Genomic DNA, 22,871 nt, shown 5'->3' with positions numbered 1-22,871 from the left:
GATTCGTGTCCCAAGCAAAGCGTTTCGAAAACTACATCAACGGTGAATGGGTAACCGGCGCCGACTATTGCACCAATATCAACCCGTCTGATTTGGCCGATGTCATCGGCGAATATGCCAAAGCGGACGTGGCCCAAGTCAACGCGGCCATTGACGCGGCCCGCGCCGCTTTCCCGGCCTGGTCCACGTCCGGTATCCAGGCGCGCCACGACGCGCTGGATAAAGTCGGCAGTGAAATCCTTGCCCGTCGCGAAGAGCTCGGCACCCTGCTGGCCCGGGAAGAGGGCAAGACCCTGCCCGAAGCCATCGGCGAAGTGACCCGCGCCGGTAATATTTTCAAGTTCTTCGCCGGTGAATGCCTGCGCCTTTCAGGTGATTACGTGCCCTCGGTGCGTCCGGGCGTCAACGTTGAAGTGACTCGCGAAGCCCTTGGCGTGGTGGGGCTGATTACTCCATGGAATTTCCCGATTGCCATTCCCGCATGGAAAATCGCCCCGGCCCTGGCCTACGGCAACTGCGTGGTGATCAAGCCAGCGGAGCTGGTGCCGGGTTGCGCCTGGGCCCTGTCGGAGATCATTTCTCGCGCTGGTTTCCCTGCTGGTGTGTTCAACCTGGTGATGGGCAGCGGTCGTGTCGTCGGCGACGTGTTGGTCAACAGCCCGAAAGTCGATGGCATCAGCTTTACCGGCTCGGTTGGCGTGGGTCGTCAGATCGCCGTCAATTGTGTGTCGCGCCAGGCCAAAGTGCAGTTGGAAATGGGCGGCAAGAACCCGCAGATCATCCTCGATGACGCCGACCTCAAGCAGGCGGTGGAGTTGTCGGTGCAGAGCGCGTTCTATTCCACCGGCCAGCGTTGCACCGCGTCGAGCCGTTTGATTGTCACCGCCGGCATTCACGACCAGTTTGTTGCGGCAATGGCTGAGCGCATGAAGTCGATCAAGGTCGGCCACGCGTTGCACACCGGCACCGACATCGGGCCAGTGGTGTCCCAGGCCCAGTTGGACCAGGACATGAAATACATCGACATCGGCCAAAGCGAAGGTGCGCGGCTGGTCAGCGGTGGCGGCCTGGTGACCTGCGACACCGAAGGCTATTACCTGGCGCCGACCTTGTTTGCCGACAGCGAAGCGGCGATGCGCATCAGCCGTGAAGAAATCTTCGGCCCGGTGGCCAACGTGGTGCGTGTGGCTGACTACGAGGCGGCGCTGGCCATGGCCAACGACACCGAATTCGGCCTGTCGGCGGGTATCGCCACTACGTCGCTGAAGTACGCCAACCACTTCAAACGCCACTCCCAGGCTGGGATGGTGATGGTCAATCTGCCAACCGCCGGTGTGGATTACCACGTTCCATTTGGTGGCCGTAAGGGGTCATCCTACGGTTCGCGTGAGCAAGGTCGCTATGCGCAAGAGTTCTACACCGTGGTGAAGACCAGCTATATCGGGTCGTAATACGCAGCATCCTGTGGCACTGGCTTTATGTGGGAGCTGGCTTGCCTGCGATAGCATCACCTCGGTCTTGCTGACACACCGAGGTGTCTGCATTGCGGGCAAGCCCGGCTCCCACAGGAAAAACAAAAAATCATTACCCGCAAAAAAAATAATTAGTGGGAGTACCTCTTCATGCAAGCGACCAAGCCGACCCATGTCCGCTATTTGATCCTGCTCATGCTGTTTCTGGTGACCACGATCAACTATGCCGACCGCGCAACTATCGCCATCGCCGGCTCCAGCCTGCAAAAAGACCTCGGCATCGACGCGGTCACCCTCGGTTACATCTTCTCCGCATTCGGTTGGGCTTACGTGGCCGGGCAAATTCCTGGCGGCTGGCTGCTCGACCGCTTCGGCTCGAAAAAAATCTACGCCTTGAGCATCTTCACCTGGTCGCTGTTCACCGTGCTGCAAGGCTATGTCGGTGAGTTCGGCGTCTCCACTGCTGTGGTTGCGCTGTTCATGCTGCGCTTCATGGTGGGCCTGGCCGAGGCGCCTTCGTTTCCGGGCAATGCCCGTATTGTTGCGGCGTGGTTTCCTACGGCTGAGCGCGGCACCGCATCGGCGATCTTCAATTCGGCGCAGTACTTCGCCACGGTGTTGTTTGCGCCATTGATGGGCTGGATCGTTTACCGCTTCGGCTGGCAGCACGTGTTTATCGTGATGGGCGTGATCGGCATCGTGTTCTCGCTGATCTGGCTGAAAGTTATCCACAGCCCGCGCCAGCATCCGATGATCAACGAGGCCGAGTTCAACCACATCGCTGCCAACGGCGCGATGGTCGACATGGATCAGGACAAGGGCAAGGGTAAGAAAACTGACGGGCCGAAGTGGGATTACATCCGCCAGTTATTGACCAACCGCATGATGCTTGGCGTATACCTGGGCCAGTACTGCATCAACGGTATCACCTACTTCTTCCTGACCTGGTTCCCGGTGTATCTGGTGCAGGATCGCGGCATGACCATCCTCAAGGCTGGTTTTATCGCCTCGTTGCCGGCGATCTGCGGCTTTATCGGCGGTGTGCTCGGCGGGGTGATCTCTGACTACCTGCTGCGTAAAGGCCACTCGCTGACCTTTGCACGCAAGGCGCCGATCATTGGCGGCCTGCTGATCTCCAGCAGTATCGTGGCCTGCAATTACGTGGACATCGAATGGATGGTGGTGGGCTTCATGGCCTTGGCGTTCTTCGGCAAAGGCGTTGGCGCACTGGGTTGGGCGGTGGTGTCCGACACCTCGCCCAAGCAGATCGCCGGCCTCAGTGGCGGCCTGTTCAACACCTTCGGTAACCTGGCGTCGATCACCACGCCGATTGTCATTGGCTACATCATCAGCACTACCGGCTCGTTCAAATGGGCCCTGGTGTTCGTCGGCGCCAACGCGCTGGTCGCAGTGTTCAGCTACCTGGTGATTGTCGGCCCGATCAAGCGCGTGGTGCTCAAAGAGCCGCCCGCCAAAGGCCCTGAGTTGACCAACCTTTCCCAAGCGCATTCCTGAGGTTCGTGTGATGCAGTTGATTGAACATGCCGACTCGCCGCGCTCGATCCGTTTGCACGAGCGCGACAATGTGGTGATCGTGGTAAACGACCAGGGCGTGCCGGCGGGCACTGAATTTCCCGACGGCCTGGTCACCGTGGAGTTCATACCCCAGAGCCACAAGGTGACGTTGGAAGATATCCCCGAGGGCGGCCGGATTATTCGCTACGGCCAGACCATCGGTTACGCCCTGGCTCCGATCCTGCGTGGCAGTTGGGTGCAGGAAGATCAGCTGCGCATGCCCACCGCGCCACCGCTGGACAGCTTGCCGCTGTCCACTGAGGTGCCTGAAACCCAGGCACCGCTGGAGGGGTTCACCTTCGAGGGCTATCGCAATGCCGACGGTACCGTGGGCACGCGCAATATCCTCGGTATCACCACCACCGTGCAGTGCGTCACCGGCGTGCTGGACCACGCAGTCAAGCGCATCAAGGATGAGTTGCTGCCCAAGTATCCCCACGTCGATGATGTGGTGGCGCTGACTCACAGCTATGGCTGCGGCGTGGCGATTACGGCGACGGATGCCTATATCCCGATCCGCACCGTGCGCAACCTGGCGCGCAACCCGAACCTGGGTGGTGAAGCCCTGGTGATCAGTCTGGGCTGCGAGAAGTTGCAGGCCGGGCAGGTGATGCACGACAACGACAGCTCGGTGGATCTGAGCGAGCCGTGGTTGTATCGCCTGCAGGATTCCAGCCATGGCTTCACCGAAATGATCGAGCAGATCATGGCGCTGGCCGAGGTGCGCTTGAAGAAACTCGACCAGCGCCGTCGGGAAACCGTGCCGGCCAGCGAGCTGATCCTGGGTATGCAGTGCGGTGGTAGTGATGCGTTTTCCGGTATCACCGCCAACCCGGCGCTGGGGTATGCCTCGGACTTGCTGCTGCGGGCCGGCGCGACGGTGATGTTTTCCGAAGTGACTGAAGTGCGCGATGCCATTTACCTGCTGACTTCCCGCGCACAGAACCAGGAGGTTGCCCGGGAACTGGTCAGGGAAATGGACTGGTATGACCGTTACCTGGCCAAGGGTGAAGCAGACCGCAGCGCCAATACCACGCCGGGCAACAAGAAGGGCGGGCTGTCGAATATTGTCGAGAAGTCCTTGGGTTCCATCGTCAAGTCCGGCAGCAGCGCGATCAACGGCGTGCTCGGCCCCGGCGAGCGCTTGAAGGGCAAGGGCCTGATTTTTTGCGCCACCCCGGCCAGTGATTTTGTGTGTGGCACCTTGCAACTGGCTGCAGGGATGAACCTGCATGTATTCACCACCGGGCGTGGCACGCCGTACGGGCTGGCGATGGCGCCGGTGGTCAAGGTGTCGACCCGCACCGAGCTGGCCCAGCGTTGGCCGGACCTGATCGATATCGACGCCGGGCGCATTGCCACCGGGCGTGCGAGTATCGAGGAACTGGGCTGGGAGTTGTTTCACTTCTACCTGGACGTGGCCAGTGGCAGGAAGCAGACGTGGGCCGAGCATCACAAGTTGCACAACGATATTACGCTGTTCAACCCGGCGCCGATTACCTGAGACCGAGTCGCCTGCATCGGGAGCAAGCCCCCTCCCACATTGGTCCGCATTCCAACACAATGAATGCGTTCAAATGTGGGAGGGGGCTTGCTCCCGATAGCGGTAGACCAGACGACACGGGCTGCATGGCTTATCATTAGCCAACTAACGACGCCCACCAAGGTTCTCCCCGGCATGCTGGCAATCTTCCTTACCACCCTCACCATCACCGCGCCGGTGTTTGCCATGCTGTTTCTTGGTGTGCTGCTCAAGCGCATCAACTGGATCAACGACAACTTTATCCACACCGCTTCGTCCCTGGTGTTCAACGTCACCATGCCGGCGCTGTTGTTCCTGGGCATCCTGCATGCCGACCTGCACGCGGCACTCAAGCCGGGTTTGCTGATCTATTTTGCCGTCGCCACCCTGGCGAGCTTTGCTTTGGCCTGGGGCTGGGCGATTTTTCGCTGCAAGCGTGAAGACCGGGGCATTTACACCCAGGGTGCGTTTCGCGGCAACAACGGGGTGATCGGCCTGGCGCTCGCCGCCAGCATGTACGGTGACTACGGGATCTCCCTGGGCGCAATCCTCGCGGCGCTGGTGATCCTGTTTTACAACACGCTGTCGACCATTGTGCTGGCGGTGTACAGCCCGGTGATCAAGTCCGACCCGTGGAGCATTTTCAAGAGTGTGGTGGCTAACCCACTGATCATCAGCGTGATCGTTGCGGCGCCGTTCGCGTACTTTCAGATCAGCTTGCCCGGCTGGTTCGAAAAGTCCTTGCAGTACCTGTCGGATACCACGCTGCCGTTGGCGTTGATTTGCATCGGCGGCACCTTGTCCATGGCCGCGCTGCGCAAGAGCGGCAACATGGCGTTGAGTGCGAGCCTGATGAAGATGATCTGGTTGCCGGTGATCGCAACCCTGGGCGCTTGGTTGCTGGGCTTTCGCGGGCCGGAGCTGGGGATTCTGTTCCTGTACTTCGGCGCGCCGACAGCCGCGGCCAGCTTCGTGATGGCCAGGGCGGCGCAAGGCAATCATGAGCTGGCGGCGGCGATTATCGTGATCACCACGTTGATGGCGGCGGTGACCACCAACATCGGGATTTTCGTATTGCAGGCGGGTGGCTGGATCTAGGCGTCTTTCTGGTAGCTTTCGATCACTTCCTGCGCTGCCCGAAAGGCATCAATCGCCGCCGGCACACCGGCATACACCGCGCAATGCAGCAGCGCTTCGCGAATCTCGTCTACCGTGCAGCCATTATTCAGTGCACCGCGCACGTGGCCCTTGAGTTCCTGCGGGCATTTGAGGGCTGTCAGGGCGGCGAGGGTGATCAGGCTGCGGGTCTTGAGCGGCAAGCCTTCGCGGTTCCAGACAGCGCCCCACGCATGTTCATTGACGAAGTCCTGCAGCGGCTGGGTGAACGCCGTGGCACTACCCAGGGCGCGGTCGACGAATGCATCGCCCATGACTTGGCGTCGTACCTCAACTCCGGGTTTTTTCTGATCGGTCATTTCGATTCCCTCTTGTGTTGGCGGTGCCAGGCGCGCACAGAGGTGAACAACAGCAAAGCCACCAACGCCGGCAGGACGTAATACAGCATCAATTGTTCAAGCTTGTTGGCCAGGGGCATACCGGTGGTGAACGCCATTACGTGCAGCCCGTACGCCAGGTACAACCCCAGCAGCACCAGCCCTTCGATACGCGTCACACGGTAGCCGGTATAAAACACCGGCAGGCACAGGACGATGGCACCGAGCATCACCGGCAAATCGAAGTCCAGGGCATTGGGTGATACCGACAGCGGCGACGGCGCCACCAGCGCGGTAAAGCCCAGCACGCCCAGCAGGTTGAACAGGTTGCTGCCGATCACGTTGCCCACCGCAATTTCCCGCTCGCCGCGCAAGGCGGCGATCAGCGATGTGGCAAGGCAGGGCAGCGAGGTGCCCACGCCGATGAGCGTCAGGCCGATGACGCGCTCCGACAAGCCCAGGTCGCCCGCCACTTCCACCGCGGCGCCCAGCAACAAATGCCCGGCCAGTACCAGCACCAATAGCCCGGCGAGCATCAGCAACGCGCTGCTCAACCAGGGTGCCTTGGCCACGGTGTCCAGGGTGCGCGGGCGGCGTGAATGACGCGTCTGGTGGTGCAGTACGCCAAGGTAAGCCACCAGCGCCACCAGCAGCAAAACACCATCGAGCGGTGTCAGCACTTCATTGGCGGCCAGGATAAACACCAGCAGACCGGCGAAGATCATCACCGGGATATCCACACGCACCAGTTGCCGCGAGACCCGCAGCGGAATGATCAGCGCCGACAGGCCCAGGGTGACGAGGATATTGAAAATGCTGCTGCCAATAACGCTACCCACGGCGATATCGGTATTGCCGGCCAGCGTGGCCTGGAGGCTGACGGCCATCTGCGGCGCGCTGCTGCCGAAGGCGACAATGCTCAAGCCGATGATCAGCGGTCGCACTTTGAGGCTGGCCGCCAGGCGTACGGCGGCGCGTACCAGGATCTCGGCGCCGACGATCAACAGCAGCAAGCCGCCGACCAGTTCGAGCAGGCTCCAGGGCGAAAGGGCGTTCAATCCGAAAATACTCAAGGCGGCCTCAATCAGTTGTTCAGGGCTTGCACGCGAACCCGTGCGGTGCCGCTGCCCAGCATACGCAATTGCTCGGCAGCCTTGCGGGAAACGTCGATCAGGCGCCCACGGGTGTGCGGGCCGCGGTCATTGATACGCACCACGACCGATCGGTCGTTGTTCAGATTGGTCACTTTGACCCGCGTACCGAAGGGCAGGCGCCGATGCGCAGCGGTCAAGGCGTTCTGGTTGAAGGGTTCACCACTGGCGGTTCTTTTGCCATGGTGTTTGGCGCCGTAATAGGAGGCGGTGCCGGTTTCGTCGTAACCGTTGGGGTCGATGAGGCCGCTGGCGCAACCCGCCAGCAGGGAGGACAAGGCCAGGAGGCCGAGTAGACGCTTCATTGTCAGGACATCCCCAATAAAAAATGTGGAGAGGGAGCAAGCCCCCTCCCACACAGGTTGGAGCCAGACCTTGAAGTCTGCTCCAACCATTCACCGCAATCAGCCTTCGAGCTTGCTTTTAAGCAGCTCGTTCACCTGTTGCGGGTTGGCTTTGCCCTTGGAGGCTTTCATGGCCTGGCCGACAAAGAAGCCGAACATCTTGCCGCGCTTGGCTTCGTCTGCGGCGCGGTATTGCTCGACCTGTTCGGCATTCGCCGCGAGCATTTCATCGAGTACGGCCGAAATCGCGCCGCTGTCGGTGACTTGCTTGAGACCACGCTTCTCGATGATCTCGTCGGCGTTGCCTTCACCCGCGGCCATCGCTTCGAACACCGTCTTGGCGATTTTGCCGGAGATGGTGTTGTCCTTGATGCGCAGCAGCATCCCGCCCAATTGTTCGGCAGTGACAGGCGCTTCGTCGATTTCCAGGCCCTGTTTGTTCAGCACGCTGCCCAGTTCGACCATCACCCAGTTGGCCGCCAGCTTGGCGTCGCCGGCAATGCTCACGACTTTTTCGAAGTAGTTGGCTTGTTCACGGCTGGACGCCAGCACGCTGGCATCGTATACCGACAGGCCGAACTGCTCCTGGAAGCGCTCGCGTTTTTGCTGCGGCAGTTCCGGCAGGGTGGCGCGGATGTCGTTGAGGAACGAATCCTCCAGCACCACCGGCAACAGGTCCGGGTCGGGGAAGTAACGGTAGTCGTTGGCTTCCTCTTTGCTGCGCATGGCGCGGGTTTCGTCTTTGTTCGGGTCGTACAGGCGCGTTTGCTGGATCACCTTGCCGCCGTCCTCGATCAATTCGATCTGGCGACGCACTTCGCTGTTGATCGCCTTCTCGATGAAGCGGAACGAGTTGACGTTCTTGATCTCGCAGCGGGTGCCGAACTCAACCTGGCCCTTTGGCCGGATCGACACGTTGCAGTCGCAACGCAGCGAGCCTTCGGCCATGTTGCCGTCGCAGATGCCCAGGTAGCGCACCAGCGCGTGGATGGTCTTGACGTAGGCCACGGCTTCCTTGGCGCTGCGCATGTCCGGTTCGGAGACGATTTCCAGCAGCGGCGTGCCGGCACGGTTCAGGTCGATACCGGTGGCGCCGGGGAATTCTTCGTGCAGGCTCTTGCCGGCGTCTTCTTCCAGGTGCGCACGGGTTACGCCGACACGCTTGATGGTGCCGTCTTCCAGCGGGATGTCCAGGTGGCCCTTGCCGACGATCGGCAGTTCCATCTGGCTGATCTGGTAGCCCTTGGGCAGGTCTGGATAGAAGTAGTTCTTGCGTGCAAACACGTTGTGCTGGCCGATTTCGGCGTCAATCGCCAGGCCGAACATCACCGCCATGCGCACCGCTTCCTGGTTCAGCACCGGCAGCACGCCGGGCATGCCCAGGTCGACCAGGCTGGCCTGGGTGTTGGGCTCAGAGCCGAACGTGGTGGCGCTACCGGAGAAAATCTTCGATTGGGTGGCGAGCTGGGTATGAATCTCCAGCCCGATCACAACTTCCCATTGCATAGTGTTCTCCTCAGAAGCCGGTAGGGGTGCGGGTGTGCCAGTCGGTGTGCAACTGGTACTGGTGCGCCACATTGAGCAGGCGGCCTTCCTGGAAGTACGGGGCGAGCAATTGCACGCCAACCGGCAAGCCGTCGACGAAACCGGCAGGCATGGACAAGCCCGGCAGGCCCGCGAGGTTGGCGGTAATGGTGTAGAGGTCTTCCAGGTACTCGGCGATCGGGTCGCCGGTCTTGGCGCCGATCTTCCAGGCCGGGTTCGGCGTGGTCGGGCCGAGGATCACGTCGACTTCTTCGAAGGCGGCCATGAAGTCGTTCTTGATCAGGCGACGGATTTTCTGCGCCTTGAGGTAGTACGCGTCGTAGTAGCCGGCGGACAGGGCATAGGCGCCGACCATGATCCGGCGCTGGACTTCACTGCCGAAGCCTTCGCCACGGGAGCGTTTGTACAGGTCGGTGAGGTCTTTCGGGTTCTCGCAGCGATAGCCGAAGCGCACGCCGTCGAAGCGCGACAGGTTGGAAGACGCCTCTGCCGGCGCGATCACGTAGTAGGCGGGAATCGCGTGCTGGTTGTTCGGCAGGCTGATTTCCTTGATCACGGCGCCCAGCTTTTCCAGCTCTTTGATGCTGTTTTGCACCAGTTCGGCGATACGCGGGTCGAGGCCGGCGCTGAAATACTCTTTCGGCACGCCGATGCGCAGGCCCTTGAGCGAGGTATTCAGGCTGGCGCTGTAGTCCGGCACGGGCTCATCGATGCTGGTGGAGTCCTGTTTATCGAAGCCTGCCATGCCTTGTAACAATATTGCACAGTCTTCGGCGGTGCGTGCCAGAGGGCCGCCCTGATCCAGGCTTGAGGCGTAGGCGATCATGCCCCAGCGGGAAACGCGACCGTAGGTCGGCTTCAGGCCGGTGAGATTGGTGAACGCGGCCGGCTGGCGGATCGAACCACCGGTGTCGGTCGCCGTAGCGGCGGGCAGGAAGCGTGCGGCCACGGCCGCAGCCGAGCCACCGGACGAACCACCGGGCACGTGCTCAAGGTTCCACGGGTTTTTCACCGCGCCGTAGTAGCTCGACTCGTTGGCCGAACCCATGGCGAATTCGTCCATGTTGGTCTTGCCCAGGGTCACAGCCCCGGCGGCGGCCAGCTTGGAGACCACGGTGGCGTCATAGGGCGCCTTGAAGTTGTCGAGCATCTTCGAGCCGCAGCTGGTGCGAATGCCCTGGGTGCAGAACAGGTCCTTGTGGGCGATGGGGGCGCCCAGCAGAGGGTTGTTTTCACCGTTGGCGCGACGTGCGTCGGCGGCCTTGGCCTGGCTCAGGGCCAGCTCTTGGGTGAGGCTGATGAAGCTGTTGACCTTGGGGTCGTGCTCGGCGATACGCGCAAGCAGGGTCTTGGTCAGCTCTTCGCTGGAAAACGTTTTGTCGGCGAGACCGCGGGCGATCTCGGCCAGAGTCATGTGATGCATGAAAGGCTCTTTCCCTTTAGTCGATGACTTTCGGAACCAGGTACAGGCCGTTTTCGACCGCTGGCGCGATGGACTGGTAGGCCTCGCGGTTATTGCGCTCGGTCACGACGTCTGCGCGCAGGCGCTGACTGGCTTCCAGCGGGTGAGCCAGGGGCTCGATGCCGTCGGTATCGACAGCCTGCATTTGGTCAACCAGCCCGAGAATGCTGTTCAGGGCTGCGGTGGTCTGTGGAAGATCGGCGTCATTGAGGCCAAGCGAGGCCAGATGCGCGATTTTTTCCACGTCGGAGCGTTCAAGCGCCATGGGATTCTCCAGTGGAAAACAGAACGGAAGGCGTCCGTGTGTTAGATTGTCGGAACACTACCGCATTTCTACGGTCATATGGCCGCGATTGTGGGGGTTGGTGCACAGAAAGTCGGCCAATTTAGCACATTGGCGCCTTGCCCAAAATCCCTGTCGTTGTTAGAGTTTGCCGCACTTTTTTACCCACGCGTTGCCTAGGGTCCCTTTCCCATGTTCAAGAAACTGCGTGGCATGTTTTCCAGCGATCTTTCCATTGACCTGGGCACTGCCAACACCCTTATTTACGTGCGCGAGCGCGGTATCGTTCTGAATGAGCCATCGGTTGTGGCCATTCGGACCCATGGTAATCAGAAAAGTGTCGTTGCCGTTGGCACCGAGGCCAAGCGTATGCTCGGCCGTACACCAGGCAACATTGCTGCCATTCGTCCGATGAAGGATGGCGTGATCGCCGATTTCAGCGTCTGCGAGAAGATGCTGCAGTACTTCATCAACAAGGTTCACGAAAACAGTTTTCTGCAGCCCAGCCCTCGTGTGCTGATCTGCGTTCCGTGCAAGTCCACCCAGGTTGAGCGTCGTGCCATCCGTGAGTCGGCCCTTGGCGCCGGTGCCCGCGAAGTGTTCCTGATCGAAGAGCCGATGGCGGCTGCGATCGGTGCCGGCCTGCCGGTTGAAGAAGCCCGCGGCTCGATGGTGGTGGATATCGGTGGTGGTACTACCGAAATCGCCCTGATTTCCCTGAACGGTGTGGTGTATGCCGAATCCGTGCGTGTGGGTGGCGACCGTTTCGACGAAGCGATCATCACCTATGTACGTCGCAACTACGGCAGCCTGATCGGCGAATCCACCGCCGAGCGCATCAAGCAGGAAATCGGCACCGCCTACCCGGGCGGCGAAGTTCGCGAAGTCGATGTTCGCGGTCGCAACCTGGCCGAAGGCGTTCCACGTGCCTTCACCCTGAATTCCAATGAAGTGCTGGAAGCTCTGCAAGAGTCCCTGGCCACCATCGTTCAGGCCGTGAAGAGTGCCCTGGAGCAGTCGCCGCCGGAGCTGGCTTCCGATATCGCCGAGCGTGGCCTGGTGCTGACCGGTGGTGGCGCCTTGCTGCGCGACCTCGACAAGCTGCTGGCCCAGGAAACCGGTCTGCCGGTGATCGTCGCCGAAGACCCGCTGACCTGCGTTGCTCGTGGTGGTGGTCGTGCGCTGGAAATGATGGATAAACACACCATGGACCTGCTCTCCAGCGAATAAGATTGCCTGGATGGTTCATGCTTGGTCGGCAGGCAGCACTTTGCAGTGCTGCCTGTTGGCGTTTATCTTCTTCAATCTGCATCCAGGCCGGTTTGATGCCGTATGAATAAAGAGAACATTTGCCTGGGAGGAGCGGCTTATTAAACCGCTTTTCGCCAAAGGCCCCTCATTGGGCGTGCGCTTATTGGTGCTGACCGTGCTTTCGGTCGCGCTGATGGTGGTCGATGCCCGCTTTGCACTGCTCAAGCCCGTGCGTAGCCAGATGTCGCTGGTGTTGATGCAGACCTACTGGATCACCGACCTGCCACAACGTCTCTACCAGGGCGTGGCCAGCCAATTTGGCAGCCGCACCGAGCTGATCGCCGAGAACGAAAAACTCAAGACTGAAAACCTGCTGTTGCAGGGGCGCATGCAAAAGCTGGCGGCCCTCACCGAGCAGAACGTTCGGCTGCGCGAGTTGCTCAATTCTTCCGCGTTGGTCAATGAAAAGGTTGAAGTGGCCGAGCTGATCGGCATGGATCCCAACCCGTTCACTCATCGCATCATCATCAATAAGGGGGAGCGCGACGGTGTGGTCCTCGGCCAGCCGGTGCTTGATGCCCGTGGCCTGATGGGCCAGGTGGTGGAGTTGATGCCCTACACCTCCCGCGTCCTGCTGCTGACGGACACGACCCACAGCATTCCGGTGCAGGTCAACCGCAACGGCTTGCGCGCGATTGCCAGCGGTACTGGCAACCCCGAACGCCTCGAACTGCGCCATGTTGCCGACACTGCGGATATCAAGGAAGGCGACCTGCTGGTCAGCTCCGGCCTGGGCCAGCGCTTCCCGGCCGGCTACCCGGTGGCGACGGTCAAGGAAGTGATCCACGATTCTGGCCAACCATTCGCTATCGTGCGGGCGGTGCCGACGGCTGCCCTCAACCGCAGCCGTTACCTGCTGCTGGTGTTCAGCGACAATCGAACCCCGGAAGAGCGCGCCAACGACGCCGCCCAGGCCCAGGAAGCCGAAGACAAGCAGAACGGCACCACGCCGGTCGTCCCCGCCACTGTGCCCAAACCGGCTTTCGTCGGGCCACCAGCGCCTGCGCCGGCCGTTCCGGCAACCGCAGCGCCTGTCGCCACACCAGCCAAGCCTGCTGCACAGAGTGCTCGCCCGGCTAAACCGGCGGCGACCACCGCGCCTGCGAGGCCTGCGACAACCGCTCCGGCCACCACACGGCAGAGGGAGGAATAATGGCCGGTACTCATTCGCGCAATGGCTGGATCGTCTGGCTGACTTTCGCTATTGGCTTGCTGCTCAGCGTTTCGCCGCTGCCGCAATTCATGGAAATCCTGCGCCCGCTCTGGCTGGCCTTGCTGCTGGCGTTCTGGTCTTTGAACCTGCCGCACAAGGTGGGCATGGTCACGGCGATGTGCCTGGGCTTGGCGGAGGATGTGCTCTATGGCACCTTGCTGGGCCAGAATGCGTTGATCCTGACCCTGATCACTTTCCTTGTGCTGTCGTTGCAACAGCGCCTGCGCATGTTCCCTATGTGGCAGCAGTGCCTGGTGATCCTGGTGATCTTCGGTCTGGCGCAGCTGGTACAACTGTGGCTGAGCGCCTTGACCGGCAACCGTCAGCCTACGCTGGCGCTGGTCTTGCCGGCCCTGGTCAGTGCACTGCTGTGGCCCTGGATCAGTTTTGGCCTGCGTGGGCTGCGTCGTCGCTATAAAATCAATTGAATGGTTGCGAGGCTCTGCCTGGTTATCGAACCCAACAGGGAGAGGCTGCAATGATTTCGCTTTATCTGGCCTCGGGCTCCCCGCGGCGACGTGAGCTGCTGACCCAGATCGGTGTGCCTTTCACCCTAGTCAGCGCCGCGATTGATGAAACACCGCTTACCCACGAACCTGCCGTTGCCTATGTCGAGCGTCTTGCACGCGGCAAGGCAACGGCGGGTTTTATTGCGCTTGGCCAAACCTCCGGCGCCTGTGTCCTGGGCGCCGATACGGCGGTGATTATTGACGGCCAGATCCTGGGCAAACCGGTGGACCAGGCCGACGCGCTGGCAATGCTGATGGCCCTTTCGGGCCGCGAGCATGAAGTGCTCACCGCGATTGCCCTCACCGACGGCCAGCGCTGCGAAACTCGATATGTAAGCAGTCTTGTACGTTTTCGCCAGGTTTCTGTCGAAGAGGCTACAACCTACTGGCACAGTGGCGAACCGCAGGACAAGGCCGGCGGCTATGCTATCCAGGGCCTGGGTTCGGTGTTCGTTGCCGGCCTCAATGGCAGTTATTCTGCGGTGGTTGGCCTGCCCGTGTGCGAAACCGCGCAACTGCTCGCCCAATTCGGCATACCCTGTTGGCAAAACCTTACCGTGCGCTGAACGCCGTATTCCAGCGCCAAGCCTTGAGCGATCGGTCACTATTGTGAAAACGCCTGAACGAGACCCAGCCATGAGTGAAGAGATTCTGATCAATATCACGCCGATGGAATCGCGCGTGGCGGTGGTAGAGAACGGTGTTCTGCAAGAAGTGCATGTCGAGCGCACCCAGAAGCGTGGGATCGTCGGCAATATCTATAAAGGCAAGGTGGTGCGCGTACTGCCAGGTATGCAGGCAGCATTTGTCGACATCGGTCTGGACCGTGCAGCATTCATTCATGCGTCGGAAATTTCCCTGCGCGAAGGCCCTGCGGTGGAAAGCATCAGCGCCCTGGTGCATGAAGGGCAGAGTCTGGTGGTGCAAGTCACCAAGGACCCTATCGGCTCCAAGGGCGCACGCTTGACCACCCAGTTGTCGATTCCCTCGCGCTACCTGGTGTACATGCCGCGCACGGCCCATGTCGGCATTTCCCTGAAGATCGAAGACGAAGCCGAGCGTGAACGCCTGAAAAAGGTGGTCAGCGACTGCGTGGCTGCCGAGGGCATCAAGGAAGCGGGCGGGTTTATCCTGCGTACCGCCGCCGAAGGCGCAGGCGCTGATGAGATCCTTATGGATATCCGCTACCTGCGGCGCCTGTGGGACCAGATCGACGCACAGATCAAAACCATTGGCGCGCCCAGCGTCATCTATGAAGACCTGGGCCTGGCGCTGCGTACGCTGCGTGACCTGGTCAGCCCGAAAATTGAGAAAATCCGTATCGACTCGCGGGAAACCTTCCAGCGCACCACGCAATTTGTTGCCGAGCTGATGCCGGAAATTGCCGACCGCCTGGAGCACTACCCCGGCGAGCGGCCGATCTTCGACCTGTATGGCGTTGAAGACGAAATCCAGAAAGCCCTGGAGCGCAAGGTGCCGCTCAAATCCGGCGGCTACCTGGTGGTGGACCCGGCCGAAGCCATGACCACCATCGACGTCAACACCGGCGCATTCGTGGGCCATCGCAACCTCGAAGAGACCATCTTCAAGACCAACCTGGAAGCCGCCACGGCGATCGCTCGCCAACTGCGTCTGCGCAACCTCGGTGGCATCATCATCATCGACTTCATCGACATGGAAGATGAGGAGCACCAGCGCCAGGTATTGCGCACCCTCGAAAAGCAGCTGGAGCGCGATCACGCCAAGACCAACATCATCGGCATCACCGAGCTGGGCCTGGTGCAGATGACCCGCAAGCGCACCCGCGAAAGCCTTGAGCAGGTGCTGTGCGAGCCGTGCAGCAGTTGCCAGGGGCGGGGTAAATTGAAAACCCCGGAAACCGTTTGCTACGAAATTTTCCGCGAAATCCTGCGTGAGGCACGTGCCTATCAGGCCGAGGGTTATAGAGTGCTTGCCAACCAGAAAGTGGTCGATCGCCTGCTGGACGAAGAGTCGGGGAACGTCGCGGAGCTGGAGAGCTTTATCGGTCGCACGATTCGCTTCCAGGTCGAAACCATGTATTCCCAGGAACAATACGACGTGGTGCTGCTCTGATCCCCAATTGCTTGCCTTATTCGAGACCGGCGGACCTTGATCCGCCGTCCGCCAACTGTTTTTTGAGGGTCGCCTGACATGGAGCGTCTGATACGCTTTTTTGCCGCTTTGACCCGCTGGGGCTTGGGCCTGTGTGCGTTGCTGCTGGTATTGGCGGCGGTGTACGTAAGCCTGGGGCGTGAATTGACCCCATTGGTCGCCGAATATCGCGCCGAAATCGAAGCCAAGGCCCAGGCTGCAGTGGATACACCGCTGCATATCGGCAGCCTTGAAGGCCGCTGGAGCGGGTTTGCCCCGGTATTGCTGGCCCACGATGTGATGGTCGGCGAGGGCAGCAGTGCCCTGCGCCTGGACCAGGTGGAAGTGGTGCCGGATATATGGGCCAGCCTGTTGGCCCGTGAAGTGCGCATCGCCCACCTTCAAGTCAGCGGCCTGCAACTGAGCGTCAAGGAAGACAAGGACGGCCGCTGGACGCTGCAAGGCTTGCCGGTTCAGGACGACCAGCCGCTGGACCCGCAACAGTTGCTGACGCGCATGCAAATGATCAAGCGCGTGTCGGTGCTGGACAGTCAAGTTACCTTGCAACCCTTCGATCAGGCGCCGGTGACCGTGACCTATGTAGGCCTGAGCCTGCATACCGGCATGAGCCATCAGCGTCTGGATGCACGGCTGACCTTGCCCGATGGCCAGCCGCTTGCTGTCAGCCTGCGTAGCCGTATTCGCGCCAGCCAGTGGAAGGACGCAGAGATCGACGGCTACCTGAGCCTGCCGCAAAGCGACTGGGCCAAATGGATTCCCGCCCGGCTGACCCAGCAATGGAAACTCACGCAGTTCAAGGCCGGCGGTGAGTTTTGGCTCAGTTGGGCCAAAGGCACCGTGCAAAGCGCTGCGGTTCGCCTCAACTCGCCGCAAGTGAAGGGCAGCTACGCCGACCGCAAGCCCGTGCATCTGGAGAATCTGGCGCTGACGGCCTACCTGCAACGCAGTGACAGGGGCCTTGAAGTGCTGTTCGATTCGCTGGCAATGAACATTGGCGACACCCGCTGGGAGTCGCGCATTCAATTGCAGCAAAGCCTTGCGACCGATAAAGAACAGGAAGTGTGGAAGTTGCAGGCCGATCGTCTTGACCTGACGCCGATCACGCCGCTGCTCAATGCCTTGGCGCCCTTGCCCGAAGGTTTCGCCAAGACTGTCGAGCATCTCAAGGCCACTGGCTTGTTGCGTAATGTGCTGGTGGATTTCCGCCCTCAGGACACCACCGACCAGAAAGTCAGTTTTGCCGCGAACCTTGAGCGCGTCGGTTTCGACGCGTATTTCGGTGCGCCGGCCGCGCGTAATGTGTCCGGCAGCATCAGTGGCGACCTGGGCCATGGCGAACTGCGCATGGACAGCAAGGATTTTTCCCTGCATCTGTTCCCCATCTTCGCCAAGCCCTGGCAGTACATCCAGGCCAATGCACGCCTGACCTGGAAACTCGACAAACAGGGTTTCACCCTGATCGCTCCGTACATCAAGGTGCTGGGCGAAGAGGGCAAGGTCGCGGCGGACTTTCTGATTCGCCTGCATTTTGATCATAGCCAGGAAGACTACATGGACCTGCGGGTCGGCATGGTCGATGGCGATGGCCGTTTTACCCCCAAATACTTGCCAGCCGTGTTGAGCCCGGCGCTGGATGAGTGGCTGCGTACGGCGATTCTCAAAGGTGCAGTGGATGAAGGCTTCTTCCAGTACCAGGGGTCGCTGAGCCACAACGCCCTGCCTGCGTCGCGCAATATCAGCCTGTTCTTCAAGGTGCATGATGCCGAACTGGCCTTCCAGCCGGGTTGGCCCCATGTGAACAAGGTCAATGGTGAAGTGTTCGTCGAGGAAAGCGGCGTGCGCATCCTGGCGAGCAAGGGGCAGTTGCTCGACACCCGGGTCAAGGATGTGTACGTCAATATTCCCCACGCACCGGCCGGCAAGGACAGTCATCTGTTGCTCACCGGCGGGTTTTCCGGTGGCTTGGGTGATGGCCTGAAAATTCTTCAGGAAGCGCCCATCGGTACCGCGTCCACGTTCGCCGGCTGGAAAGGCGAGGGTGACCTGCAAGGTAGCCTGGACCTCGACGTTCCCCTGGCCAAGGGCACCGAGCCCAAGATCGTGGTGGACTTCAAGACCGACAAGGCACGCCTGCAATTGGCTGAGCCGCCCTTGGACCTCACCCAGCTCAAGGGTGATTTTCGCTTCGATAGCGCCAAGGGCCTGAGCGGTCAGAACATCTCGGCCCGGGCATTCGAGCAACCTGTCACTGCGCAGATCTTCGCCGAGGGCAAGCCGGGCAATATCAGCACCCGCGTGACTGCCAAGGGCCAGGTGGCGGTCAAGCGCCTGACGGATTGGCTGAACGTCAGTCAGCCGTTGCCGGTATCCGGCGATATTCCTTACCAGTTGCAGGTTATTCTGGACGGTGCGGACAGTCAGTTGATGGTCAACTCCAACCTCAAGGGTGTTGCGGTGGATCTGCCGGCGCCGTTCGGCATGCCGGCCAGCCAGGGACGTGACAGCACCTTTCGCATGACGTTGCAGGGCGCTGAGCGACGTTACTGGTTTGATTACGGCGAGCTGGCGAATTTCACCTTTGCGGCGCCGCCGGACAACTTCAATAACGGCCGTGGCGAATTGTTCCTCGGCGACGGTGACGCGCTGTTGCCCGGGGCCAAGGGCTTGCGCATTCGTGGCGTGCTGTCGGAACTGGATATCGATCCCTGGAAAAAACTCGTGGACCGCTACGCGGGTAACGACCCAGGTGGCAATGCCAAGCAACTGCTCAGTAGCGCCGACTTCAGGGTAGGCAAGCTGACCGGGTTTGGTACCCGGTTTGACCAGGTCAAGTTGCAGCTTGATCGCAAGCCGGCTGCCTGGGGCCTGCAACTCGACAGCCAGCAAGCCAAGGGCACGGTGAACCTGCCCGATGCCAAGGGCGCGCCGATTGCGATCAACCTCAAGTACGTCAAATTGCCCGCGGTGGACCCGACAGCGCAGGCCGACGAAAACGCACCGGACCCGCTGGCCGATATCGACCCCAAAAGCATCCCGGCACTGGACATCGCCATTGACCAGCTGTTCCAGGGCCCCGATCTGATAGGGGCATGGTCGCTGCGGATTCGTCCGACCACCAAGGGCCTGGCCTTCAATAACCTGGACCTGGGCCTCAAGGGGATGCTGCTCAAGGGCGCCGGTGGCTGGGAAGGCGCGCCGGGCGCCAGCAGCAGTTGGTACAAGGGCCGCCTCGATGGCAGAAATATCGCCGATGTGCTCAAGGGCTGGGGTTTTGCGCCTACGGTGACCAGTGAGGATTTCCATCTGGACGTGGATGGCCGTTGGCCGGGCTCACCGGCCTGGGTTGGGCCCAAGCGCTTTTCCGGTAGCCTGGATGCGGCATTCCGTAAAGGTCAGTTCGTTGAAGTGGAAGGGGGCGCCCAGGCATTGCGGGTGTTTGGCCTGCTTAACTTCAACTCCATTGGCCGGCGTTTGCGTTTGGACTTTTCCGACCTGTTTGGCAAAGGCTTGAGCTATGACCGAGTCAAGGGCTTGCTGGCCGCCAGTAATGGTGTGTTCGTGACCCGTGAGCCCATCACCATGACCGGACCCTCGACCAATCTTGAGCTTAACGGCACCCTGGATCTGGTCGCCGATCGCGTCGACGCCAAGCTGCTGGTCACGTTGCCGGTGACCAACAACCTGCCTATCGCGGCGCTGATTGTCGGTGCGCCGGCCATCGGTGGTGCGTTGTTCCTGATCGACAAGCTGATCGGTGATCGGGTTTCGCGCTTTGCCAGTGTGCAGTACAAGGTGCAAGGCCCTTGGAAGGATCCGAAAATCACCTTCGACAAGCCATTTGAAAAGCCAAACTGAGAGCCTGTGGAGTAGCATGGCCCCATGCCTTGTCTGGAGTGTCGGCCCATGTCCTTTGCAGTAATCCAAATGGTCAGCCAGAGTGACGTGCTGGCCAACCTCGCCCAGGCACGCCGCCTGCTGGAGCAGGCGGCGGCAAACGGCGCGAAACTCGCGGTTTTGCCGGAGAACTTCGCCGCCATGGGACGCCGTGACGTGGCCGACATTGGCCGCGCCGAAGCATTGGGTGAAGGCCCGATCCTGCCATGGTTGAAACAGGCCGCCCGCGACCTCACCTTATGGATAGTGGCCGGCACGTTGCCGCTGCCGCCCAGGGACCAACCCCACGCCAAGGCCAACGCTTGCTCGCTGCTGATCAATGATCAGGGTGAAATCGTCGCTCGCTATGACAAGCTCCACTTGTTTGATGTGGACGTAGCGGATGCTCGCGGTCGCTACCGCGAATCCGACGACTATGCTTTTGGAAGCAATGTAGTGGTGGCGGATACGCCAGTGGGCCGCGTGGGGCTGACGGTGTGCTATGACTTGCGCTTTCCCGAGCTGTACAGCGAATTACGCGCTGCGGGGGCTGAATTGATTACCGCGCCCTCGGCCTTTACGGCGGTGACTGGGGCCGCCCATTGGGATGTGCTGATTCGGGCGCGGGCCATTGAAACCCAGTGCTACCTGCTGGCAGCGGCCCAAGGCGGTGTGCACCCAGGCCCACGTGAAACCTTTGGCCACGCGGCGATCATCGACCCTTGGGGTCGGGTGCTGGCGCAACAGGATCAAGGCGAAGCGGTGCTACTGGCCGAACGCGATAGCGGTGAACAAGCGTCGATACGGACGCGCATGCCGGTGGCGAACCACCGGCGCTTTTTCTCGCAGGGCGCGCAGCGGCCTGCTTCAGAACGATGAATTTAAGGCCAAACCTATGAGCGAGTTGTTGTCCTCAGTCAGTGAACACCTCCTGGCGCCCGGTGGCGTGACCATCGAAAGTCTGCAGACCGTGCTGGGCGACCTGGCCGGGCCAGGTATCGATGCGGCCGACCTGTATTTCCAGGGACAGATTTCCGAGTCCTGGGCCCTGGAAGATGGCATCGTCAAGGAAGGCAGTTTCAACCTTGATCAGGGCGTTGGCGTGCGTGCGCAATCGGGTGAAAAAACCGGCTTTGCCTACAGCAATGCAATCACTCTTGAAGCCCTGGGCCTGGCGGCGCGTGCGGCACGCTCGATCTCCCGTGCCGGGCAAAATGGCACGGTACAGGCGTTCAGCACCCAGGATGTAGCGCAGTTGTATGCGCCGGATAACCCGTTGGAAGTGATCAGCCGTGCGGAAAAGGTCGAGCTGCTCAAGCGTGTGGACGCGGCTACCCGTGCCCTGGACCCGCGTATCCAGCAGGTAACCGTAAGCATGGCCGGTGTGTGGGAGCGCATCCTCGTTGCCTCCACCGACGGCGGGCTGGCGGCGGATGTACGGCCGCTGGTGCGTTTCAATGTGAGTGTGATCGTTGAACAGAACGGTCGCCGCGAGCGCGGTGGCCATGGCGGCGGCGGGCGCACCGACTACCGTTACTTCCTTGCTGACGACCGTGCCATGGGCTATGCCCGTGAGGCGCTGCGTCAGGCATTGGTCAACCTCGAAGCCATCCCTGCACCGGCCGGCACCTTGCCGGTGGTGCTGGGCTCGGGTTGGTCTGGCGTGTTGCTCCACGAAGCCGTCGGCCACGGGCTGGAAGGCGACTTCAACCGCAAGGGCAGTTCGGCCTACAGCGGGCGAATGGGTGAGATGGTTGCGTCCAAGCTCTGCACCATCGTGGACGACGGCACGCTGGCCGGGCGCCGTGGTTCGCTGAGCGTCGATGACGAAGGCACACCGACCGAATGCACCACCCTGATCGAAAACGGCGTGCTCAAGGGCTATATGCAAGACAAGCTCAACGCTCGCCTGATGGGCGTGGCGCGCACCGGTAACGGCCGTCGTGAGTCCTACGCGCATTTGCCGATGCCACGCATGACCAATACCTACATGCTCGGTGGCGAAAGCGATCCGGCGGAAATCATCGCCTCGGTGAAACGCGGCATCTATTGCGCCAATCTGGGCGGTGGCCAGGTCGACATCACCAGCGGCAAGTTCGTGTTCTCCACCAGCGAGGCGTACCTGATCGAAGACGGCAAGATTACCGCGCCGGTCAAAGGGGCGACCTTGATTGGTAACGGGCCGGAGGCCATGAGCAAGGTTTCGATGGTCGGTAACGACCTGTCGCTGGACAGCGGCGTGGGCACATGCGGGAAGGATGGGCAGTCAGTGCCGGTAGGCGTGGGGCAGCCAACCCTGAAAATTGATGCGATCACCGTGGGTGGCACGGGGTCGTAAGGACGGAGCTTCGGGTGGCGAAGGCCGCCACCCGGGGAAGAGGATCAGCGCAGGCCGCGTTGAGTCTCGTCCAGCTCACGGATGTACTTGAAGATTTTACGGCTGGTGGCCGGCGCTTTGTTGTGCGCCTGCTCGTGCTGGGCCTGACGGATCAGGGAGCGCAATTGCTGGCGGTCCGCATCCGGGTAGTCCATCACGAATTTCTCCAGCACGGCGTCATCGCCCGCGATCAGGCGGTCACGCCAACGTTCCAGGTTATGGAAGCGTTCGTTGTACTGGCGAGTGGAGGCATCGGTTTGATCAAGCAAGGTCAGAATGGCGTCAATGTCCTGATCGCGCATCAGTTTGCCGATAAACGAGATGTGCCGTTTGCGCGCGATATTCGCGGTGTGCTTGGGCGCATCAGCCAGGGCCCGGCGCATTTCGTCGGTCAATGGCAGTTTGGCAATCAAATCCTTTTTGAGCGTTGTAAGGCGCTCGCCGAGGTCAACCAAAGCATGCAGCTCGCGTTTGACCTGGGTTTTGCTTTTCTCCCCATCGAGGGAGTCGTCGTAAGAATCAACCATGGTGGCAGTCCGCAAAGAAACGCCGCCATGATAACCAGTCGGGGGCCGCTTGTCCGGCCCGGTCGCTCGATGGCCTTAACC

The 22,871-nt window shown here is 60.9% G+C and carries 19 protein-coding genes; 12 read left to right on the top strand and 7 right to left on the bottom strand.

What is annotated here, in order from left to right:
- Positions 1-5 precede the first annotated feature (5 nt).
- The 4 genes from QMK52_RS02830 (at position 6) to QMK52_RS02815 (ending at position 5,667) form a co-directional block, all read left to right on the top strand.
- Entirely contained in the window at positions 6-1,451 is a 1,446-nt protein-coding gene (locus QMK52_RS02830) for an aldehyde dehydrogenase family protein (RefSeq protein ID WP_320403796.1), read from the top strand.
- A 171-nt stretch (positions 1,452-1,622) separates the two neighbouring features.
- Positions 1,623-2,987, top strand: coding sequence for an MFS transporter (locus QMK52_RS02825; protein ID WP_005784790.1), 1,365 nt, complete (start codon positions 1,623-1,625; stop codon positions 2,985-2,987).
- A gap of 10 nt (positions 2,988-2,997) precedes the next feature.
- Entirely contained in the window at positions 2,998-4,551 is a 1,554-nt protein-coding gene (garD, locus tag QMK52_RS02820) for a galactarate dehydratase (protein ID WP_320403795.1), read from the top strand.
- A 174-nt stretch (positions 4,552-4,725) separates the two neighbouring features.
- Positions 4,726-5,667: an AEC family transporter gene (locus tag QMK52_RS02815; RefSeq protein WP_005784792.1), complete on the top strand. Its 942-nt coding sequence runs from the start codon at positions 4,726-4,728 to the stop codon at positions 5,665-5,667.
- Here the strand turns inward: QMK52_RS02815 and QMK52_RS02810 are convergent.
- The 6 genes from QMK52_RS02810 to gatC all read right to left on the bottom strand — a co-directional run bounded on the left by QMK52_RS02810 (position 5,664) and on the right by gatC (position 10,829).
- Positions 5,664-6,044 (bottom strand): carboxymuconolactone decarboxylase family protein, encoded by a 381-nt coding sequence (locus tag QMK52_RS02810; protein WP_194440128.1) that lies wholly within the window; start codon positions 6,042-6,044, stop codon positions 5,664-5,666. The two genes, QMK52_RS02815 and QMK52_RS02810, sit on opposite strands and share 4 nt — an antisense overlap.
- Entirely contained in the window at positions 6,041-7,120 is a 1,080-nt protein-coding gene (locus tag QMK52_RS02805; RefSeq protein WP_413817840.1) for a calcium/sodium antiporter, read from the bottom strand. The genes QMK52_RS02810 and QMK52_RS02805 overlap by 4 nt, the downstream gene beginning before the upstream one ends.
- A 26-nt stretch (positions 7,121-7,146) precedes the next feature.
- Entirely contained in the window at positions 7,147-7,518 is a 372-nt protein-coding gene (locus QMK52_RS02800) for a septal ring lytic transglycosylase RlpA family protein (protein WP_005784798.1), read from the bottom strand.
- Between the two features lie 99 nt (positions 7,519-7,617).
- The gene (gene gatB, locus QMK52_RS02795) at positions 7,618-9,063 is read right to left on the bottom strand and encodes an Asp-tRNA(Asn)/Glu-tRNA(Gln) amidotransferase subunit GatB (protein WP_320403794.1); all 1,446 of its coding nucleotides are present in this window, start codon (positions 9,061-9,063) and stop codon (positions 7,618-7,620) included.
- 10 nt (positions 9,064-9,073) lie between these two features.
- Complete coding sequence (gene gatA, locus QMK52_RS02790; RefSeq protein WP_194440129.1) at positions 9,074-10,525, bottom strand: Asp-tRNA(Asn)/Glu-tRNA(Gln) amidotransferase subunit GatA; 1,452 nt, start codon at positions 10,523-10,525, stop codon at positions 9,074-9,076.
- Positions 10,526-10,541: 16 nt separating this feature from the next.
- Positions 10,542-10,829, bottom strand: a complete 288-nt coding sequence (gatC, locus tag QMK52_RS02785) for an Asp-tRNA(Asn)/Glu-tRNA(Gln) amidotransferase subunit GatC (RefSeq protein WP_005784804.1) — start codon at positions 10,827-10,829, stop codon at positions 10,542-10,544.
- Positions 10,830-11,039: 210 nt separating this feature from the next.
- Here gatC and mreB point away from each other — a divergent pair, with 210 nt between their 5' ends.
- From mreB to tldD, 8 genes are all read left to right on the top strand, one after another.
- Positions 11,040-12,077, top strand: a complete 1,038-nt coding sequence (gene mreB / locus QMK52_RS02780; RefSeq protein WP_002555108.1) for a rod shape-determining protein MreB — start codon at positions 11,040-11,042, stop codon at positions 12,075-12,077.
- A gap of 139 nt (positions 12,078-12,216) precedes the next feature.
- On the top strand, positions 12,217-13,311 hold the full coding sequence (gene mreC, locus QMK52_RS02775; RefSeq protein ID WP_194440651.1) for a rod shape-determining protein MreC: 1,095 nt from the start codon (positions 12,217-12,219) through the stop codon (positions 13,309-13,311).
- The gene (mreD, locus tag QMK52_RS02770) at positions 13,311-13,799 is read left to right on the top strand and encodes a rod shape-determining protein MreD (RefSeq protein WP_003188558.1); all 489 of its coding nucleotides are present in this window, start codon (positions 13,311-13,313) and stop codon (positions 13,797-13,799) included. The genes mreC and mreD overlap by 1 nt, the downstream gene beginning before the upstream one ends.
- Positions 13,800-13,849: 50 nt before the next feature.
- Complete coding sequence (locus QMK52_RS02765; RefSeq protein ID WP_005784808.1) at positions 13,850-14,446, top strand: Maf family protein; 597 nt, start codon at positions 13,850-13,852, stop codon at positions 14,444-14,446.
- Between the two features lie 70 nt (positions 14,447-14,516).
- Positions 14,517-15,974, top strand: coding sequence for a ribonuclease G (gene rng, locus QMK52_RS02760; protein ID WP_003188562.1), 1,458 nt, complete (start codon positions 14,517-14,519; stop codon positions 15,972-15,974).
- A 78-nt stretch (positions 15,975-16,052) separates the two neighbouring features.
- Positions 16,053-19,868, top strand: coding sequence for a YhdP family protein (locus QMK52_RS02755; RefSeq protein WP_005784811.1), 3,816 nt, complete (start codon positions 16,053-16,055; stop codon positions 19,866-19,868).
- A gap of 48 nt (positions 19,869-19,916) precedes the next feature.
- Positions 19,917-20,765, top strand: a complete 849-nt coding sequence (locus tag QMK52_RS02750; RefSeq protein ID WP_005784812.1) for a carbon-nitrogen hydrolase family protein — start codon at positions 19,917-19,919, stop codon at positions 20,763-20,765.
- A gap of 16 nt (positions 20,766-20,781) precedes the next feature.
- The gene (gene tldD / locus QMK52_RS02745; protein ID WP_005784814.1) at positions 20,782-22,224 is read left to right on the top strand and encodes a metalloprotease TldD; all 1,443 of its coding nucleotides are present in this window, start codon (positions 20,782-20,784) and stop codon (positions 22,222-22,224) included.
- A gap of 44 nt (positions 22,225-22,268) precedes the next feature.
- On the opposite strand, the gene yjgA is transcribed toward tldD, so the two are convergent.
- Positions 22,269-22,790: a ribosome biogenesis factor YjgA gene (yjgA, locus tag QMK52_RS02740; RefSeq protein WP_005784816.1), complete on the bottom strand. Its 522-nt coding sequence runs from the start codon at positions 22,788-22,790 to the stop codon at positions 22,269-22,271.
- Positions 22,791-22,871 lie beyond the last annotated feature (81 nt).

The sequence above is a fragment of the Pseudomonas sp. P9_2 genome (assembly GCF_034008255.1).
Taxonomy (GTDB): domain Bacteria; phylum Pseudomonadota; class Gammaproteobacteria; order Pseudomonadales; family Pseudomonadaceae; genus Aquipseudomonas; species Aquipseudomonas synxantha_A.
This window is presented reverse-complemented; position numbering and strand designations above follow the sequence as displayed.

What these genes read in the sequence shown, in the direction of transcription:
- QMK52_RS02825 (WP_005784790.1), top strand. Translation starts at nt 1,623, where the DNA reads ATGCAAGCGACCAAGCCGACCCATGTCCGCTATTTGATCCTGCTCATG.
- garD (WP_320403795.1), top strand. Translation starts at nt 2,998, where the DNA reads ATGCAGTTGATTGAACATGCCGACTCGCCGCGCTCGATCCGTTTGCAC.
- QMK52_RS02815 (WP_005784792.1), top strand. Translation starts at nt 4,726, where the DNA reads ATGCTGGCAATCTTCCTTACCACCCTCACCATCACCGCGCCGGTGTTT.
- QMK52_RS02810 (WP_194440128.1), bottom strand. Translation starts at nt 6,044, where the DNA reads ATGACCGATCAGAAAAAACCCGGAGTTGAGGTACGACGCCAAGTCATG.
- QMK52_RS02800 (WP_005784798.1), bottom strand. Translation starts at nt 7,518, where the DNA reads ATGAAGCGTCTACTCGGCCTCCTGGCCTTGTCCTCCCTGCTGGCGGGT.
- gatB (WP_320403794.1), bottom strand. Translation starts at nt 9,063, where the DNA reads ATGCAATGGGAAGTTGTGATCGGGCTGGAGATTCATACCCAGCTCGCC.
- gatA (WP_194440129.1), bottom strand. Translation starts at nt 10,525, where the DNA reads ATGCATCACATGACTCTGGCCGAGATCGCCCGCGGTCTCGCCGACAAA.
- gatC (WP_005784804.1), bottom strand. Translation starts at nt 10,829, where the DNA reads ATGGCGCTTGAACGCTCCGACGTGGAAAAAATCGCGCATCTGGCCTCG.
- mreB (WP_002555108.1), top strand. Translation starts at nt 11,040, where the DNA reads ATGTTCAAGAAACTGCGTGGCATGTTTTCCAGCGATCTTTCCATTGAC.
- mreD (WP_003188558.1), top strand. Translation starts at nt 13,311, where the DNA reads ATGGCCGGTACTCATTCGCGCAATGGCTGGATCGTCTGGCTGACTTTC.
- QMK52_RS02765 (WP_005784808.1), top strand. Translation starts at nt 13,850, where the DNA reads ATGATTTCGCTTTATCTGGCCTCGGGCTCCCCGCGGCGACGTGAGCTG.
- rng (WP_003188562.1), top strand. Translation starts at nt 14,517, where the DNA reads ATGAGTGAAGAGATTCTGATCAATATCACGCCGATGGAATCGCGCGTG.
- QMK52_RS02755 (WP_005784811.1), top strand. Translation starts at nt 16,053, where the DNA reads ATGGAGCGTCTGATACGCTTTTTTGCCGCTTTGACCCGCTGGGGCTTG.
- QMK52_RS02750 (WP_005784812.1), top strand. Translation starts at nt 19,917, where the DNA reads ATGTCCTTTGCAGTAATCCAAATGGTCAGCCAGAGTGACGTGCTGGCC.
- tldD (WP_005784814.1), top strand. Translation starts at nt 20,782, where the DNA reads ATGAGCGAGTTGTTGTCCTCAGTCAGTGAACACCTCCTGGCGCCCGGT.
- yjgA (WP_005784816.1), bottom strand. Translation starts at nt 22,790, where the DNA reads ATGGTTGATTCTTACGACGACTCCCTCGATGGGGAGAAAAGCAAAACC.